This window comes from Brumimicrobium sp., from assembly GCF_048268645.1.
GTDB lineage: Bacteria > Bacteroidota > Bacteroidia > Flavobacteriales_D > Crocinitomicaceae > Brumimicrobium > Brumimicrobium ulvae.
This window is the reverse complement of the sequence record NZ_JBLWVE010000009.1, coordinates 17434-33731: the sequence shown is the minus strand read 5'-3', so window position 1 is coordinate 33731 and position 16298 is coordinate 17434. Positions and strand designations below refer to the sequence as shown.

At 35.9% G+C, this 16298-nt stretch carries 11 protein-coding genes; 6 read left to right on the top strand and 5 right to left on the bottom strand.

The window, feature by feature from the left end:
• Positions 1–59: 59 nt before the first annotated feature.
• From ACN0U3_RS08740 to ACN0U3_RS08725, 4 genes are all read left to right on the top strand, one after another.
• Positions 60–506 carry a MarR family winged helix-turn-helix transcriptional regulator gene (locus ACN0U3_RS08740; RefSeq protein ID WP_417265907.1) on the top strand — a complete coding sequence of 149 codons (447 nt, stop codon included), beginning with the start codon at positions 60–62 and terminating at the stop codon, positions 504–506.
• Positions 507–611: 105 nt separating this feature from the next.
• Positions 612–3029 (top strand): TonB-dependent receptor domain-containing protein, encoded by a 2418-nt coding sequence (locus ACN0U3_RS08735; protein ID WP_417265906.1) that lies wholly within the window; start codon positions 612–614, stop codon positions 3027–3029.
• A 101-nt stretch (positions 3030–3130) separates the two neighbouring features.
• Positions 3131–4372, top strand: a complete 1242-nt coding sequence (locus tag ACN0U3_RS08730) for an NAD(P)-dependent oxidoreductase (RefSeq protein WP_417265905.1) — start codon at positions 3131–3133, stop codon at positions 4370–4372.
• A gap of 17 nt (positions 4373–4389) precedes the next feature.
• Positions 4390–6474: a hypothetical protein gene (locus tag ACN0U3_RS08725; protein WP_417265904.1), complete on the top strand. Its 2085-nt coding sequence runs from the start codon at positions 4390–4392 to the stop codon at positions 6472–6474.
• A gap of 54 nt (positions 6475–6528) precedes the next feature.
• On the opposite strand, the gene ACN0U3_RS08720 is transcribed toward ACN0U3_RS08725, so the two are convergent.
• The 5 genes from ACN0U3_RS08720 to ACN0U3_RS08700 all read right to left on the bottom strand — a co-directional run bounded on the left by ACN0U3_RS08720 (position 6529) and on the right by ACN0U3_RS08700 (position 10560).
• Positions 6529–7716, bottom strand: a complete 1188-nt coding sequence (locus ACN0U3_RS08720) for a vWA domain-containing protein (RefSeq protein WP_417265903.1) — start codon at positions 7714–7716, stop codon at positions 6529–6531.
• A gap of 12 nt (positions 7717–7728) precedes the next feature.
• A complete protein-coding gene (locus ACN0U3_RS08715; RefSeq protein WP_417265902.1) occupies positions 7729–8541 on the bottom strand; it encodes an AAA family ATPase in 813 nt (270 codons plus the stop codon).
• 129 nt (positions 8542–8670) lie between these two features.
• Positions 8671–9126 (bottom strand): hypothetical protein, encoded by a 456-nt coding sequence (locus tag ACN0U3_RS08710; protein WP_417265901.1) that lies wholly within the window; start codon positions 9124–9126, stop codon positions 8671–8673.
• On the bottom strand, positions 9123–9599 hold the full coding sequence (locus ACN0U3_RS08705; protein WP_299205965.1) for a DUF4442 domain-containing protein: 477 nt from the start codon (positions 9597–9599) through the stop codon (positions 9123–9125). Before ACN0U3_RS08705 ends, ACN0U3_RS08710 begins: the two co-directional genes overlap by 4 nt.
• A complete protein-coding gene (locus ACN0U3_RS08700) occupies positions 9586–10560 on the bottom strand; it encodes an NAD(P)H-dependent flavin oxidoreductase (RefSeq protein ID WP_417265900.1) in 975 nt (324 codons plus the stop codon). Before ACN0U3_RS08700 ends, ACN0U3_RS08705 begins: the two co-directional genes overlap by 14 nt.
• A gap of 496 nt (positions 10561–11056) precedes the next feature.
• On the opposite strand from ACN0U3_RS08700, the gene ACN0U3_RS08695 reads away from it, so the two are divergent.
• On the top strand, positions 11057–12952 hold the full coding sequence (locus ACN0U3_RS08695; RefSeq protein ID WP_417265899.1) for a DNA topoisomerase IV subunit B: 1896 nt from the start codon (positions 11057–11059) through the stop codon (positions 12950–12952).
• Between the two features lie 3 nt (positions 12953–12955).
• The gene (locus ACN0U3_RS08690; protein WP_417265898.1) at positions 12956–15979 is read left to right on the top strand and encodes a DNA gyrase/topoisomerase IV subunit A; all 3024 of its coding nucleotides are present in this window, start codon (positions 12956–12958) and stop codon (positions 15977–15979) included.
• Positions 15980–16298: the final 319 nt, after the last annotated feature.

Here is a 16298-nt window from a genome sequence, read left to right as displayed (position 1 = left end):
AAAAATATTAAATAGAATTAGGTTGAATATATTACCAAGGTAGTTATCTTTGAGGCGATATGAAAAAAATTGAAGAAATTGTAACTCCTAATTTCAAAAATGAATACCACAAAGCGGTTATTAATGTGAGGTATACATCGAATTTTATTGGAGTGTATTACAATAGTCAACTGGAAACATTCGACTTGACACTTCCTCAGTTCAATATTTTAAGAATTCTTCGTGGATCAGGTGAGAAATTGAGCGTTAAAACGATAAAAGAAAGAATGTTGGAAAAGTCACCAAACACGACACGTTTAATTGATAAGTTGATTGCCAAAAAATATGTTGAACGTATCCGTGGAAATGAAGATAGGAGGTTGGTTTTTGTTAAGATTACCCAGGAAGGATTAGATGTTCTGGCGCAATTGGACCTTCAGTTTGAGGAATCTTATTTTAATGAGAATTTGACTCCTGATGAAGCCAAGGCCTTGAATGTCTTGTTGGATAAATTGAGGAATGAATAAACATCTTTCTTGTTTGTGTGTTTCAACTTCTAATTCGTTAGCAGATGGTTAAAATTTGAAGTTTTTCATTCTATATTAATTACTTTCACAACTTAATATTTTTCTATGCGTTTTATACTTACCTTTTTTATATTCTTTTTATCGTTTTTGTCTTTTTCTCAAACGCAACTTACTCTTCAGTTGGTAGACGAACAAAATAATGCTATTGAGTACGCTAATTTTAGATTGTTTTCGCCAAAAGATTCTTCTGTTGTTGCTGGTGAGTACACTGACTTGATGGGGAAGATTTCTATAAAAGGTATTGCTTATGGTGAGTATTATGCCATAATTACCTTTTTTGGATTTGAAGACAAAGTTATGAATGACTTGGTTTTCTCTGCTGATAAACGAAAGTTAGACCTCGGTACAGTTACTTTGAATAAGTTGAAAAGTCAAGAATTTGATGAAGTGGTAGTGCGTGGTGAAACAAAGCTGATGGAGTCCAGTATTGATAAACGGGTGTACAATGTAGATGAGGATATGACTTCCATAGGTGGGGGACTCACAGAAGTATTAAATAACATTCCGTCTGTCGAGGTGGATAATGATGGGAACGTTTCGCTCCGTGGGAGTGGTAGTGTGACCATACTTATAGATGGTCGTCAAAGTGCTTTATCGAGTGGGGATGGAGCTTTAGATGGAATTCCAGCCAGTGCTATTGAACGAATTGAATTGGTGACTAATCCTTCAGCTAAATATAATCCGGAAGGAACGGCTGGAATCATCAATATTATTTTAAAGAAAAAGAAGTTAAGGGGAGTTAATACCAATTTGCAGTTAACAGCCGCAAGTGAAAACTTATACAGTGGTAGCTTGGGTTTTAACGTTCGCAATGAAAAAATAAACTTCTTTGCTAATTATTCTTACAGGTACCGAGAAGGGTATAGAAATAACTTTAATGAAAGAACATCTACAAAAGGAGATTCGATTGAGTTTTTAAAGCAAAGTAGATTGGGTACTGATTTTAGAAGTTCGCATACAGGAAATATTGGTGCTGACTTTTTCATTAAATCAAACCAAGTGATTGGAGTTTCAGTAAGTGGAACTTATACCGATCGAATAAGAGAAGGTCGTCAGGACAATGCTTTGACCTATAATAATCAGCTTTTTCAAAGTTGGGACAGAATTGTATACAATCCAAGAAATAGAAATTCAATCGATTTTAATGCCAATTACAAGCTGGATTTTAAAGATGAAAATGGTAATTTAATCATTGCAGCAACACAATCTATGGGACAAGAAGATGCTGTGGGTGAGTTTGAAGAGTATTATTATTTACCCGATGGCTCGCCAATGAGTAACAATTATAGATTTCAAAATCAAGAACAAGACAATAGGAATAATAAGTTTACATTATCAGCTGACTTAGAAAGGGCCATCAATGACAAGTTGAAGTACGAAACTGGGATTCAAGTTATTGTTAACCGCCAGAATGAATCCAATTATTTGGAGTATTATGATACATTAACTGGCACTGTGATTCCAGACTACAACGTGAACAATGAGTTGGCTTTTGCAGAAAATATCTTTTCAGCTTATGGAATCTTGGGCCATAGTGTTACAGATAAGTTCAAGTATCAAGCAGGAGTGAGGCTAGAACAAGCCCTTACAGAGCCAAGATTGCTAACCACTAACGAAACTTTTAATAATGATTACTTTAGTTTTTTTCCATCTGTTCATTTGGTTTATGGAGATAAAGACAATGGCGAGATTTTCGCAAATTATAGCCGAAGAATAAACCGTCCAAGCACACGTTCTCTTAATCCTTTTCCTGTGTACAGCGATCCACTTAACTTGATGAGAGGAAATCCAGACCTTGAACCAGAATACATCAATTCTTTTGAGTTAGGTTATGAAAAAATGTGGAAGTCGGCAAGTCTGACCAGTACATTATACTTTAAGCAGACAGTAGACAGAATTCAGCGTATACGTCAATTCTATGACGACGGGGTAAGTGTAACTACCTTTTCCAATGTAGATGAAAGTTATGATTATGGAGTAGAACTAATAGGTACATATTCCCCTTTTTCATGGTGGAGAAACATGATTTCTGTAAATGCCTATGAAAGTAGACTATCTGCAAATGTTGATGGGACAACCTTAAGCAATAAAGGAGTAAGTTGGGATGCGAAATTGAACACCACCTTCTCTTTATTTGACAATACCACTTCAATTCAGATCAATGCTCAATATATTGCACCTCGATATACAGTTCAAGGGTTTTATCAGCGCAGTCCAGGAATTGATGTTGGATTCACACGAACCTTAATGAATAAGAATATGGTGATCGGATTAAGGGTTTCTGATATTTTTGACCAAAAAGAATTTTACTTCGAAGTCAACGACGGAACAGTGTTGCAAGAAACAAGATACAAATGGACAACACGAAGACTGTACCTTACGTTGTCTTATAAATTTGGAAATTTAACCACGAAAGATAGAGAGTTAAAACAAAAAATTCAAGATGCTGAAATAACAGATTAAGCATTCATGTTTTAAGCCTTTATCAATAGAGGTATTGATTTCATAAGTATCACATCAAAAAATCACTTAATTGTGCTATTTTTGTAAAAACTCGATTATTTATGCAAAAAAAACTTGGTATCATAAAGGAAGGCAAGGTTCCATCTGATGAGCGTGTGCCGTTAACACCAACACAATGTCTACGTGTTTTAGAGGAATACCCTAACATTGAAATTAAAGTTCAAAAAAGTCCTGTACGTGCATTTAAAGATGAAGAATATTCAGCTTTAGGCATAGACGTTGTGGAGGATATCAGCGATTGTGATATCATCATGGGGGTAAAAGAAGTGAATATCGAAGATTTAATTCCGAATAAACACTTTTTCTTCTTTTCGCATACTATAAAAGAACAACCGTACAATAGAAAATTATTACAAGCGGTTATTGAAAATAAAATACAACTGACAGACTACGAAGTTTTAAAGAATAAAAAAGGAAATCGTATTATCGGATTTGGGCGTTATGCTGGAATTGTCGGCTGTTACAATGCCTTTTTAACCTATGGACTAAAACATTCATTATACAACTTAAAACCAGCACATCAATGTGAAGACAGGGTTGAAATGGAAGGTGAACTTTCTAAAGTAAGCTTACTCAAAGATACAAAGATTGTTATGACCGGCTTTGGACGTGTAGGACATGGAGCACTAGAAATCATTAATAAATTACCAATTACTGAAGTTAGCCCTGAAGAATTTATTGAAGACAATTTCGACGGTCCAGTATTTACTCATTTGGCTACCTCTGATTACACTGCAAGAGACGATGGAAAACCTTTCGACCGTGATGTTTTTTATGCTGATCCTGCGGGACATCACTCAACTTTCCAAAAATATCTAAAAGCAGCTGATTTATTTATTGCTTGTCATTACTGGGAAACGGGTTCTCCATTCTTGTTTACACGTGAAGATCTGAAAGCGGATGACTTAAGACTTTCGGTTGTTGCTGATATTTCATGTGATATCGACGGCCCTGTGGCTTCTACAATTCGTCCAAGTACAATCACAGATCCCATTTATGGATATGATCCTCACACAGAGCAAGAGGTTGATTTTGAACAACAAGGTGCAATAGCTGTGATGGCTGTGGATAACCTTCCTTGTGAACTACCCAAAGACGCTTCTCAAGATTTTGGAAATGAACTGATCAAATATGTTCTTCCTGCTTTATTTGGAGAAGACCCTGATGATATTATTGCAAGGGGATCGGAAACAACCAAAGAAGGTGAATTATCGCCATATTTTGAATACTTGACAGAGTATTTAGAAGGAAAAGGGGAACTTGCAGAAGATCAACTTAATTAATTCTTGAACCAATAGAAATGACAGCGTATTTTAGCGACATTCCATTGTGGACGCTCATTGTTTGGGCTGTAATTGTTGTTGCTCTGTCTTTGTTGTTATACCGAAGAAAATCTTGGGTCAAAGAAATTTCGAGGTTTAGAAGGTTTGTTCTGATCAGTCTGCGTAGTTTGGGCCTTTTTCTTTTAGGCCTGTTGTTATTGGGAATTTTAATTAAAGGAATTGAAAGTGAAGTCGATCAACCTATGGTAATTACCATTGTGGATGATTCGCAATCCATGTTAAATTATGCAGATAGTAATTCAGTAGAAGATTTAACCAAAGCTTATCTTAATGCAGTAAATGCAAAGTTTGATTTAAAATATAATCATTTAATCTTTAATTTAAATGAGCCTGTTAAAACAGTTGATTCACTACGGTTTAAAAATAGTAAAACAGATATAGGAAAAGCCTTAAATCGTGTGTATGATAATTACTACGGACGGAATATTGGAGCTGTTGTTTTACTTTCTGATGGGAACTTTAATGCGGGAACAACTCCTCTTGTTATTGCTGAAAAATTCAAAAAAACACCAATTTATACCCTCACTGTAGGAGATACCATTCAAAAAGTTGATCACCTTGTTAAATCAATAGTCGCCAATGAAATTGCATTCTTAGGAAATAAATTCCCTGTAGAAGTAGGCATAGAAGGAAATAAAACACCCAATCAATCCATTGAATTACAGTTATTGAAAGATGGAAAACTGATTGAAAGTAAAACATTAAGTCATTCACAAGAGGAGTATAGTCTAGTGAAAACAGACTTTTTACTGGATGCAAAATCCATTGGTATGCATGAATATACGGTGAAAATTAATGCTTTACCAAACGAGTTTAATCTAGACAACAACACGAAAACTTTTTACGTTGAGGTTTTAGATGACCGCAGTAAAGTGTTGTTGGTGGCCGAGTCATTGAACCCAGACGCTGGAGCCATTAAAAGCGCATTGTACAAGGAAAACAACCTTGAGCTTACAACTGTTGCGATGTCAGAGCTTCCTCAGGAACTCGATGCTTATGACTTAATCATTTGGCATAACCCAGGAGTAAGTAAAGACAATCAAGGTTTTGAACGTGTAGTTAACGCCGGAAAACCTATGTGGTACATCATTACGCCTCAAACATCAAGATCAACTATATCTAGACTTGAATTAATGGCGAACATCAACACCACTGGACAAATGGATAATGTTAGCGCTGCTTTTAACCAAGGATTCAACCTTTTTAAACTTTCCCCAGAAGCAAGAAAAACCATTGATAACTTCCCGCCATTAAAAGCACATTATGGAAAAGTGAAGTACAGTAACATAGGTTCTATTTTAGCATTTCAAAGGGTAGGAGCAATAAACAAGCAAGACCCATTGTTTTACTTTGGAAGCAGAAGAAAAATAAAGTTTGCAGTGACTTATGGTAGTGGATTGTGGAGTTGGAAATTGGCAGACTATCAACTCAATCAATCACATACCAGTTTCAACGAGTTGATTCGAAAATCTGTCCAATACCTTATTTTGAAAGATAATACTTCTCGGTTAAGGATCACTTTACCTTCAATCGCTAGTAGTGATGAAGAATACATTATCAACGCTTCATTTTTTAACGAAAGTTACGAGCCAATAACAGAACCCACCATTGATTTTGAATTAATTCAACCGAATGGAGAATCTTTTGATTATGCTTTTTTAGCTTTGGAAAATGAATACCAATTAAACTTAGGACAATTACCAGCAGGAAGATACACTTGGAGGGCTTCCACAAATTACAACAATCAATCCTTTTCGAAAGAAGGAACGTTTGGTGTTAAAGATTTGGCATTAGAAAAACAAGCCACGAAAGCAAACCATCAATTGCTCATGCAAATGGCGGAAAACAACAATGGTAGGTTTGCATTGTTGTCAGATTACTCGTCGATTTTAGATGATATCGATCAACGGAAGGACATCGTTCCGGTTGCGTATGAGTCGAGTACTTATAATAAGCTCATCGATTATATCTGGTTATTATTAGTGATTGTTGCACTGTTCACAACAGAATGGGTGATCAGGAGGTATTCGGGAGCGTATTAAGTAAGAATAATTGTTAACGTGGAAATCATTGTTTTTTGTCTGCGCATCCCCGCATCACTTCGCTTTATGTTTCAACACTTCAACCGCTGCTTCAATTCCTCTTATCGTCAATGGGAACATCCTGTTTTTCATGATGTTTTGAATCATTCCAATGGACTGCGTATATTTCCATTCGGATTTGGCTACAGGATTCAACCAAACAAAGTAGGGGAAGTGCTCAATCATTCTTTGTAACCAAACCTGACCTGGTTCTTCGTTGTAATGTTCAACGCTTCCGCTTGGAGCAATTATTTCGTAAGGTGACATAGAAGCGTCTCCAACATAAACAACGCGGTAATCATCATTAAATGTATTAAAAATTGTCTCCGTCGGTATTTTTTCTTCCCAACGACGTTCATTTTGCTTCCACACATTTTCGTAAAGACAATTGTGAAAGTAGAAAAACTCTAAGTGTTTGAATTCATATTTAGCAGCCGAAAATAATTGCGAACATAAATCAATGTGGTCATCCATAGAACCTCCAATGTCGAAAAGCAGCAATACTTTCACTACGTTCTTTTTTGAAGGAACCATTTCTATTTCAAGCATTCCACTGTTCTTGGCTGTACTTCTAATCGTTTTGTTTAAATCAATTTCTTCTTGTCTTCCTTCACGACTCAAAATTCTCAACTTCCGTAAGGCCATTTTCATGTTTCGGGTTTCGAGCTCCTCGTCCTGACTCAAGTCTTTAAAACTTCGTTTATCCCAAACTTTTATCGCTTTTCTATGTCGACTTTCATCCTGACCTATGCGAAAACCTTCAGGATTATAGCCATAAGCACCAAAAGGAGAAGTTCCTCCTGTACCTATCCATTTATTCCCACCTTGGTGACGTTCTTTCTGTTCTTTGAGCAATTCTGCCATACGGTCGAGTAGACTTTCTAAATCGCCCTGACTTTTAATTTTCTCTAGTTCTTCTCTAGAAAACAAGCGCTCTCCATTTTTTCGTAACCAATCTTCAGGCAGATTTATAATATCAGAAGATTGAATTTGTTCTATTCCTTTGAAGAAAACGCTAAAAACTTGATCGAATAAATCTAGGTGTTCTTCGTTTTTTACTAAAATAGTGCGAGAAAGAAAATAAAAATGCTCGACATTGTATTCTGGAACATTTGCTTCTAATGCGGCCAAAAGATCCAAATACTCGCGCAGACTCACCGGAAGTCCTTTCTCTTTGAGCAGTAAAAAAAAGTCTAAAAACATAGTTTTCTAGTTTTAACGAATCAACGCCTTGTCGTGCTCATTTTTCAGTAAAGCGCCCAAATATGGAGTATTGCCTTTTCCTGCCATAACATCATCCAGTTCTTGCGCATTAATTTTTCCAACCAGCAGTAATTTTATCCAATCTATTAATTCACTCGTTGAAGGCTTCTTTTTAATGTTGCGTTGATTTCGAATAGCATAAAACAATTGCATAGCGCTTTCAATCAATTGTTCTTCCAAATCAGGATAATGAACAGCCACAATCTCTTTCAATGTTTCTCGGTCTGGGAAGGAAATATAGTGGAAGAAGCAGCGGCGCAGGAAAGCATCCGGTAACTCCTTCTCATTGTTGGAAGTGATAATGATGATGGGTCTGTGTTTAGCAATAATTTCTTCACCTGTTTCATAACAGAAGAACTGCATTTTATCTAATTCTAACAGTAAATCGTTTGGAAACTCTATGTCAGCCTTGTCAATTTCATCAATGAGCAGTATCACCCTTTGGTCTGCTTCAAAAGCTTGCCATAATTTTCCTTTGTTGATGTAATTTGCAATGTCGTCTACTTTGTCATTCCCTAGTTGCGAATCACGCAAACGAGAAACAGCATCGTATTCGTAAAGTCCTTGTTGGGCTGTCGTAGTTGATTTAATGTGCCAAGTATATAAAGGTTTGTCTAAGGCTTTTGCAATTTCGTGGGCCAACAAGGTTTTTCCAGTTCCTGGTTCACCTTTAATCAATAAGGGTTTTTCTAGTGTAATTGCAGCATTTACCGCTACGGATAAATCGTGTGAAGCAATGTAATTTGATGTTCCTTTAAATTTCATCTTGACCTATTTTCAATTTTAGTTCAAAAATAGGAAATGTTTGTAGGAATAGGGAAGAAGGTGTGTTTTTAATATAAAAAGAGAGTATTCAAGATACTCCCTTTGCAAATTCAAATACATCATGATCATTTAATGGACATCAAACACCTTTAAAATCTCCATGTGATAGGTCAGCTTTGTTCCTTGCTCATTTTCAAATTGCACTTTTGCCGATAAAGGGGCTTTGATTCCTTTTGGAATCTCTCTAACGGTGTTGCGATAGATCAAAAGATCTTTACTGCTGAAAGTGGTTTCATCAAAGACAGAATAATCTTGTCCGTCAATTTGAAAAGATGAAAGTTTCCAGTTCTGCTCGAGTTTTCCTTCATGAGGAAGAAGAGTAACGATGGCATACATATACTTTCTAGGTTCTGGTGAAGGCATTAAATTGTTTATGATTTCTATGTTGCAAGTGTATTGGTCTTCCAAGTTTTCTTTGTTGTCTTTAATTTCTTCGTAGGTCACTTCTTTCTTTGCTGCTTCCATATCTTTTGGACCAGAACAGGCAAAGAAAAAAATAGGGAGTACTAAAAACAATTTTTTCATGATTTTACTTTTACAGATATTTCCATATCAAAAATAGCAACAATTTCTCCATCTGTGTTTTTAGCTTCCACTTTTATCCATTTATTTATGCGTTCTTTGGTCGACATCGCTTCATCGAAGACCTTTTTCACCTTTTGACCTTCATCAGAGTTAAAGTAAACATCAGATGTTGCTCGTTTTAGAAATTCAGCCTTAACTGCTTTGAAAGCAAATGAAACTTTAACACCAGATTCCTCAGCGAAATAAAAAGCATGTAGTCCAGCGGCGATATCTGCACCAACGGCTAAACTCCCAAAGTACATTGATTTTAAGTGGTTTTTAGTTCGTCGTCTCAATTTGATGCGGACTTGTGAACTATTGTCGTCCAGTAACATTAGTTTTGGTCTTGTAAATGCAATCATAGGGATTTTAAACATTCCCATTAACCACAATAAACGACGCATTTTCTTCAATGAAATTTTACTTTGCTTCATGGAATTCAGTTACAAGTTGGTCAATAATATCTTTAATAGGACGAACGGTTTTTACATGTTCAATAGTTGGTCCGGCACACCATAAGGTTTTGTAAGTAGCACTAAATGCTGCTTTCTGTAGACGTTTCATTCCACGCACAAAAGTAAATGCCTTAAACCATTTCTTTAACCTACGGTTTTTGTTGAGAATTATTTCTAACCAATTTTGTTCTGTTCCAATTTTCTCAACATAAGGAGTTTTAATAACGGTACAAGGAGTTCCTGATAGTTTAGAAGTCATCACAATGTCATCCTTCCCATAGTCAACACATGCTTGTTTGTATTCTTCGCTTACATCGGACTCATCTGTAGCAATAAAAATAGATCCAATTGAAAAACCATCAGCTCCAAGGTCTTTTATGGCTTTCATTTCGTAACCATTTCCAACTCCACCCGCTGAAATAACAGGTATTTTACAGTGCTTCTTCAATTTGGGAACTAAATCCTTTATGGATACTTTTCCTGCGTGTCCACCTGCTTCTTTATTTACGGCAATTAAAGCATCCGCTCCTAAAGACTCCACTTTCTTTGCATACTTTAAGTTGGTGACATCACAAAAAACTTTAATCCCGTTTTTATGGGCTTGTTTTATGGTTTCTTCTGGCGAACCAAGACTCGTGATGATGAAATCAACTTTTTCTTCACAAATCACAGCCAATTGTTCTTTGTAAGTGAAGTTACTCTTGTTCACAATTAAGTTAATTCCAAAAGGACCGCCAGCTTCTTTTTTAATCTCTTGAATGGCTGACCTTAATTCATCAGTTGTTCGATAATTCATTGCAGGAACAGCTGCTGTAGCTCCTGCTTTAATTCCAGCGATAATCATCTTTGTATTGGATACCAAAAACATTGGGGCGATGATAATAGGGTAGCGGATGTTGAGCATCTCGCTTAATGGTGCTTTTATTTCAGTATTGTTCATGTAGCTAATTTAATAAATGTTTTTATGTGTGCATAGTAAATGTTGATTTTTTGTCGAGGAATCATGAGTTTAAGGTGGATATTCACGATTAAATGGGGGATTTATGTTGATTATTAATTATAGGGTAATTACAATTAGTGGAATTAGTGCTGTTCAAAGGTCTTCAATTATAAGTGTAATTCATACTCTTTTTGTTGAGCAGAGACAATTTGTTTTTTTAGGAGTTACCGATAGTTTATAAATAAAGTCAATTGAATATAAGATTGATAAATAAAGAGGAGATTAGCTTTACTTAAAGTAATGGTTTAATTTAATTGAAGCGTCTAGAATTTAGTCATAAAGTCTGAAAATTATTCGTATATTAGGCCATTAAAACTGAAAAATCAAACAAATATTTCTATTAACTATGCATCGTGAATAACCTTCATGTATATGGTCTAATTTACTAAGAAATAGATAGTATATTTGTTTTGATACGTAAAAACCACATTTAAACATGGCTGAAGAAAATAATTATACAGAAGACAATATACGTTCACTCGATTGGAAGGAGCATATTCGCTTGCGTCCGGGGATGTATATTGGAAAGCTGGGTGACGGAGCTTCCGCTGATGATGGAATTTATATTCTCATGAAAGAGGTCATCGATAACTGTATCGATGAGTTTGTGATGGGAAATGGAAAGCGCATTGATATCAAAGCTAAGGATGGAAAAGTTTCTATTCGTGATTATGGGCGTGGTATTCCTTTGGGTAAAGTGGTAGATGTTGTCTCTAAAATCAACACCGGAGGAAAATACGATTCGAAAGCCTTTAAGAAGTCAGTTGGATTAAACGGGGTGGGTACTAAAGCTGTTAACGCTTTGAGTAGTCATTTTATGGTTTATTCTGTGCGTGATGGAGAGAAGAAAAGTGCTACGTTTGAACGCGGTGTTTTAGTGGATGACCCAAAAATCGTTAAGACCGATGAACGCAATGGAACCTTTGTTGAGTTTTATCCAGACGAACAGATATTTAAGAAGTTTGCTTTTAAAGTTCCTTATATCGAAAAAATGATTTGGAATTACTGTTACTTAAACAGAGGTCTAGCTATTTATTTCAATGGTGAGAAATTTCAATCTAAAAACGGTCTTAAAGATTTATTGGAAAACAATCAAGATGGTGATCCTTTATATCCGATTATTCATTTGGAAGGGGAGGACATCGAGGTGGCTTTTACCCATGGACGAACTTATGGGGAGGATTATTACTCCTTCGTTAATGGTCAACACACTACACAAGGGGGGACTCACCATAGTGCTTTTAGGGAGTCTGTAGCGCGAGTGATTAAAGATTTTTACAATAAAAACTACGAAGCTTCAGATATTCGTCAGTCTATTGTTGCAGCAGTTTCCGTAAAAGTGATGGAACCGATTTTCGAATCGCAAACAAAAACGAAGTTAGGATCGCAAGAAGTCGAGGCAGGAGGAAAGTCAATGCGTGCTTTTATCAATGATTTCTTAAAAACAAAGCTGGATAACTACCTCCATAAGAATGTAGAAACAGCAGAAATCCTAGAGAAAAAAATTAAACAATCTGAAAAAGAACGTAAGGAGCTTTCGGGAATTCGTAAGATTGCACGAGAACGTGCTAAAAAATCGAGTTTACACAATAAGAAATTACGTGATTGCCGTGTTCATTTGACAGACTTGAAGAACGAACGACGTGATGAAACTACCTTATTTATTACCGAGGGGGATTCTGCATCTGGTTCGATAACTAAGTCAAGAGATGTAAATACCCAAGCTGTATTTAGTTTGCGTGGTAAACCTTTGAATACTTATGGATTAACAAAAAAGGTGGTTTACGAAAACGAAGAATTTAACCTTATTCAAGCGGCCTTAGACATTGAGGACGATATGGATGATTTGAGGTACAATAAAATTGTAATCGCAACGGATGCCGATGTTGATGGTATGCATATTCGTATGTTACTATTGACTTTCTTCTTGCGTTTCTTCCCTGATTTAGTTAAAAGGAATCATGTGTACGTTTTACAAACACCATTATTTAGGGTGAGAAACAAGAAGAAAACAAGGTATTGTTATTCCGAAGATGAGCGAAAAGAGGCTTTAGAGGAACTAGGTAAAACCGCAGAGATTACGCGATTTAAAGGATTAGGGGAGATTTCTCCAGATGAATTCAAATACTTTATTGGTGAAGATATTCGATTAGAACCAGTAATGTTGAGTAAAAACTCTTCAATTGAAGATGTACTTTCGTTCTATATGGGGAAAAACACTCCTAACCGACAAGAGTTCATTATTGAAAACTTAAGGGTAGAAAAAGACATCAAAGCAGAACTGGAAGAATCTGCAAAGGAAGAGAAAGAAAAAATAGAAAAAGCATCTTAAACTATGGCAGAAGACAAAAATCATGAGGAGGAGGAAAAAAACATTCCCGATTCAGAAAATGATGAGAAAAAGGATGTAAATGGTGTAAAGAAGGTAGATGAGAACATCATTTCTTTAGATGGGCTCTATGAAAACTGGTTTTTAGATTATGCTTCTTATGTAATCTTGGAACGTGCAGTTCCTGGTTTAAAAGATGGTATGAAGCCTGTTCAGCGTCGTATACTGCATTCGATGAAAGAAATGGAGGACGGCCGTTACAACAAAGTGGCTAATATCATAGGGAACACGATGAAGTATCACCCGCATGGAGATGCTTCGATTGGAGATGCACTGGTTCAATTGGGACAGAAAGAACTTTTGATCGATATGCAAGGTAACTGGGGGAACACCCTCACGGGCGATGGGGCAGCAGCTCCGCGATATATCGAGGCACGTCTTTCTAAGTTTGCGCTTCATGTGGCTTTCAATGCAAAAACTACAGAATGGCTTACTAGTTATGATGGACGTAACAAAGAACCGGAAGATCTTCCAATGAAATTCCCTTTGCTTTTGGCTCAAGGTGCTGAAGGAATTGCTGTGGGATTGGCTTGTAAGATTTTACCGCATAACTTTATTGAATTAATTGACAATTCAATCAATCACCTGAGAGGAAAAAAAGTCGAGATTTTTCCGGACTTCTTAACAGGAGGGATGGCTGATTTTTCTAACTACAATGATGGACTTCGTGGAGGTAAAGTCAGGGTACGTGCAAAAATCAATAAGGTTGACAACAAAACATTAAGTATAACAGAAATTCCCTTTGGAACAACCACATCATCTTTAATTGATTCTATTCTTCGTGCCAATGAAAAAGGGAAGATTAAAATCCGTAGAATTGATGATAATACAGCTGCTGAGGCAGAAATATTAATTCATTTAGCGAGCAATGTTTCGCCAGATAAACTGATTGATGCGCTTTATGCTTTTACTGATTGTGAAGTATCTATTTCTCCTAACTCTACAGTAATTGATAAAGAAACTCCTCGTTTCTTGGGGATGAGTGAAATCCTCAAAAACAATACTGACAATACTGTTCGTTTACTGAAACTGGAATTAGAAATCAGAAAGAATGAACTCGAAGAACAGTGGCACTTCAGTTCTCTGGAGAGAATTTTTATTGAAAATAAAGTTTACAGTCTCATTGAGGAAGAGGAAACCTGGGAAGGTGTAATCAGCGCCATTGACAATGGATTAAAGCCATTTATTAAGCATTTGAAACGTGAGGTGACACGTGATGATATCATTCGTTTAACAGAAATAAGGATTAAACGTATCTCTAAGTTTGATAAGTTTAAAGCTGATGAAATCATTCAAAAAATTGAAGATGAATTGGCTCAGGTAATTTATAACATTGAAAATATTATTGAATTTTCTGTGGATTACTTTAAAGACCTTAAAAAACGATTTGGAGAAGGAAAAGAAAGAAGAACAGAAATCAGAATTTTCGACAATATTAATGCTTCTAAAGTAATTATTGCTAATGAAAAGCTCTATGTAGATTACAAAGAAGGATTTATTGGTTACAAGTTAAGAAAGGCTGAATATGTTGAGGATTGCTCTGAAATTGACGATGTGATTGTCTTCTTTGATTCTGGTAAAATGATGGTCACCAAAGTGGCCGATAAAAAATTCGTAGGAAAAGGAATTATTCATGCTGCGGTGTGGAAAAGAGGGGATAAGCGAAAAATTTATCATGTGATCTACAAAGACGGTAAGTCAGGAAACTCTTACATGAAGCGATTCTTTGTGAATTCTATTACCAGAGATAAGGAGTATGATTTAACGACAGGGAAAAAAGGATCTAAATTGCACTATTTCTCTGCTCATCCAAATGGTGAAAGGGAAGTGGTGACGATTCACTTAAAAGCCAGAACGCACTTAAAGAAGCTTAAGCTTGATGTAGATTTAGGTGAACAATTGATTAAAAGTCGATCGGCCAAAGGGAATATCGTAAGTAAAGAGCCTATTTCGAAGGTGGTTCAAAAAGAGGTTGGAGGTTCAACATTGGCTGCACGTAAAATTTGGTTTGACGATATTGTAGGACGATTAAATGATGATCAAAGAGGAAAATTCCTTGGACAATTTAGAGGAGAGGATAAGATTTTAACCCTGTATAAAAATGGTGAATATCGCTTGTCTAATTTTGATTTAACGACACATTTCGAAGACGATATGATTCACATTGAAAAATGGAATCCTGAACATGCAATTTCTGCGGTGTATTATGATCCTGAAAAAGAAATTCACTATGCGAAGCGATTTGTTTGTGAAATAACAACCGACCGCAGGGTTCCTTTCTTGCCTGAGGTAGAGGGGGTTGAATTAAATGTTGTTACAACAGCTTATGAACCAGAAGTTTCTATTGTTTACAATAAGTTATTGAAAGCAACGAAAAGTTTACCTGACAGAAAGGTTCGTTTGGATGAGTTTATTGACGTAAAAGGGATGAAATCCATTGGTAATCAGTTGGAAAAACTTAAGACTAAAGAGATTATTCTTACGCATCCAATTGGAGGTGACACGCCTTGGCCTGATGAAGAAGAACCGGATGATGAGGATCAAAATCCTGACGATGGTGAAAATGGAGATGACCATCCAAATGATGGTGACGATGATAACAATGGTGGGGATGATGGCCAACCAAAAGGCGATTCACCTAAATCTGACGCTGTGAAAGAAAAACCAGTTCCAGAAAAGAAGAATTCGCCTAAAAAATTGAAAGCTAAGTCTGTTAATGAAAATAAAATTGAAACATCAGATAATTTGGAAAATTCTTCAAAGAAGAAAGAAATATCAAATTCTGATTCAATTAAGGATAATAAAGACTCTGCTGTCAGTATCACAGACATTTTACCACCAATAGAGGAAAAGCCAAAACCAGCGCCTCGAAAAAGAAGTTTGTCTAGACGGCCAATAAAAGATAAACCTGCTAGAGAGGTAACTTGGGATTTGTTTAGTTCGAACAATTCAGAGGATAAGAAGGAGTAGCTGTTAGGATATGAATAGAAGAGACTGTTTGAAAGAATGGTCTCTTTTAGTTGGAATTTTCTATTTAACATAATATTAATTATAGGGCAACCTAAGTAAATCACGTATAGCTTTGCTATTGAACATAAAATCAGATATAACGACGACAGTCTTATATCGGTAATGATTTTATGTTCAAGTGATTTACGCCTTATAAATGGATAGCTTAATTTCCTACTTCAATTTTTGTTGAAAATCGTACTGTAAATCACGTATAGCTTTGCTATTGAACATAAAATCAGATATAACGACGACAGTCTTATATCGGTAATGATTTTAT

Excerpts from the sequence above, each read along its gene's own strand:
- ACN0U3_RS08705 (WP_299205965.1), bottom strand. The coding sequence starts at position 9,599 with ATGAAGCAAAGTAAAATTTCATTGAAGAAAATGCGTCGTTTATTGTGG.
- ACN0U3_RS08725 (WP_417265904.1), top strand. The coding sequence starts at position 4,390 with ATGACAGCGTATTTTAGCGACATTCCATTGTGGACGCTCATTGTTTGG.
- ACN0U3_RS08710 (WP_417265901.1), bottom strand. The coding sequence starts at position 9,126 with ATGAAAAAATTGTTTTTAGTACTCCCTATTTTTTTCTTTGCCTGTTCT.
- ACN0U3_RS08695 (WP_417265899.1), top strand. The coding sequence starts at position 11,057 with ATGGCTGAAGAAAATAATTATACAGAAGACAATATACGTTCACTCGAT.
- ACN0U3_RS08720 (WP_417265903.1), bottom strand. The coding sequence starts at position 7,716 with ATGTTTTTAGACTTTTTTTTACTGCTCAAAGAGAAAGGACTTCCGGTG.
- ACN0U3_RS08740 (WP_417265907.1), top strand. The coding sequence starts at position 60 with ATGAAAAAAATTGAAGAAATTGTAACTCCTAATTTCAAAAATGAATAC.
- ACN0U3_RS08735 (WP_417265906.1), top strand. The coding sequence starts at position 612 with ATGCGTTTTATACTTACCTTTTTTATATTCTTTTTATCGTTTTTGTCT.
- ACN0U3_RS08730 (WP_417265905.1), top strand. The coding sequence starts at position 3,131 with ATGCAAAAAAAACTTGGTATCATAAAGGAAGGCAAGGTTCCATCTGAT.
- ACN0U3_RS08690 (WP_417265898.1), top strand. The coding sequence starts at position 12,956 with ATGGCAGAAGACAAAAATCATGAGGAGGAGGAAAAAAACATTCCCGAT.
- ACN0U3_RS08715 (WP_417265902.1), bottom strand. The coding sequence starts at position 8,541 with ATGAAATTTAAAGGAACATCAAATTACATTGCTTCACACGATTTATCC.
- ACN0U3_RS08700 (WP_417265900.1), bottom strand. The coding sequence starts at position 10,560 with ATGAACAATACTGAAATAAAAGCACCATTAAGCGAGATGCTCAACATC.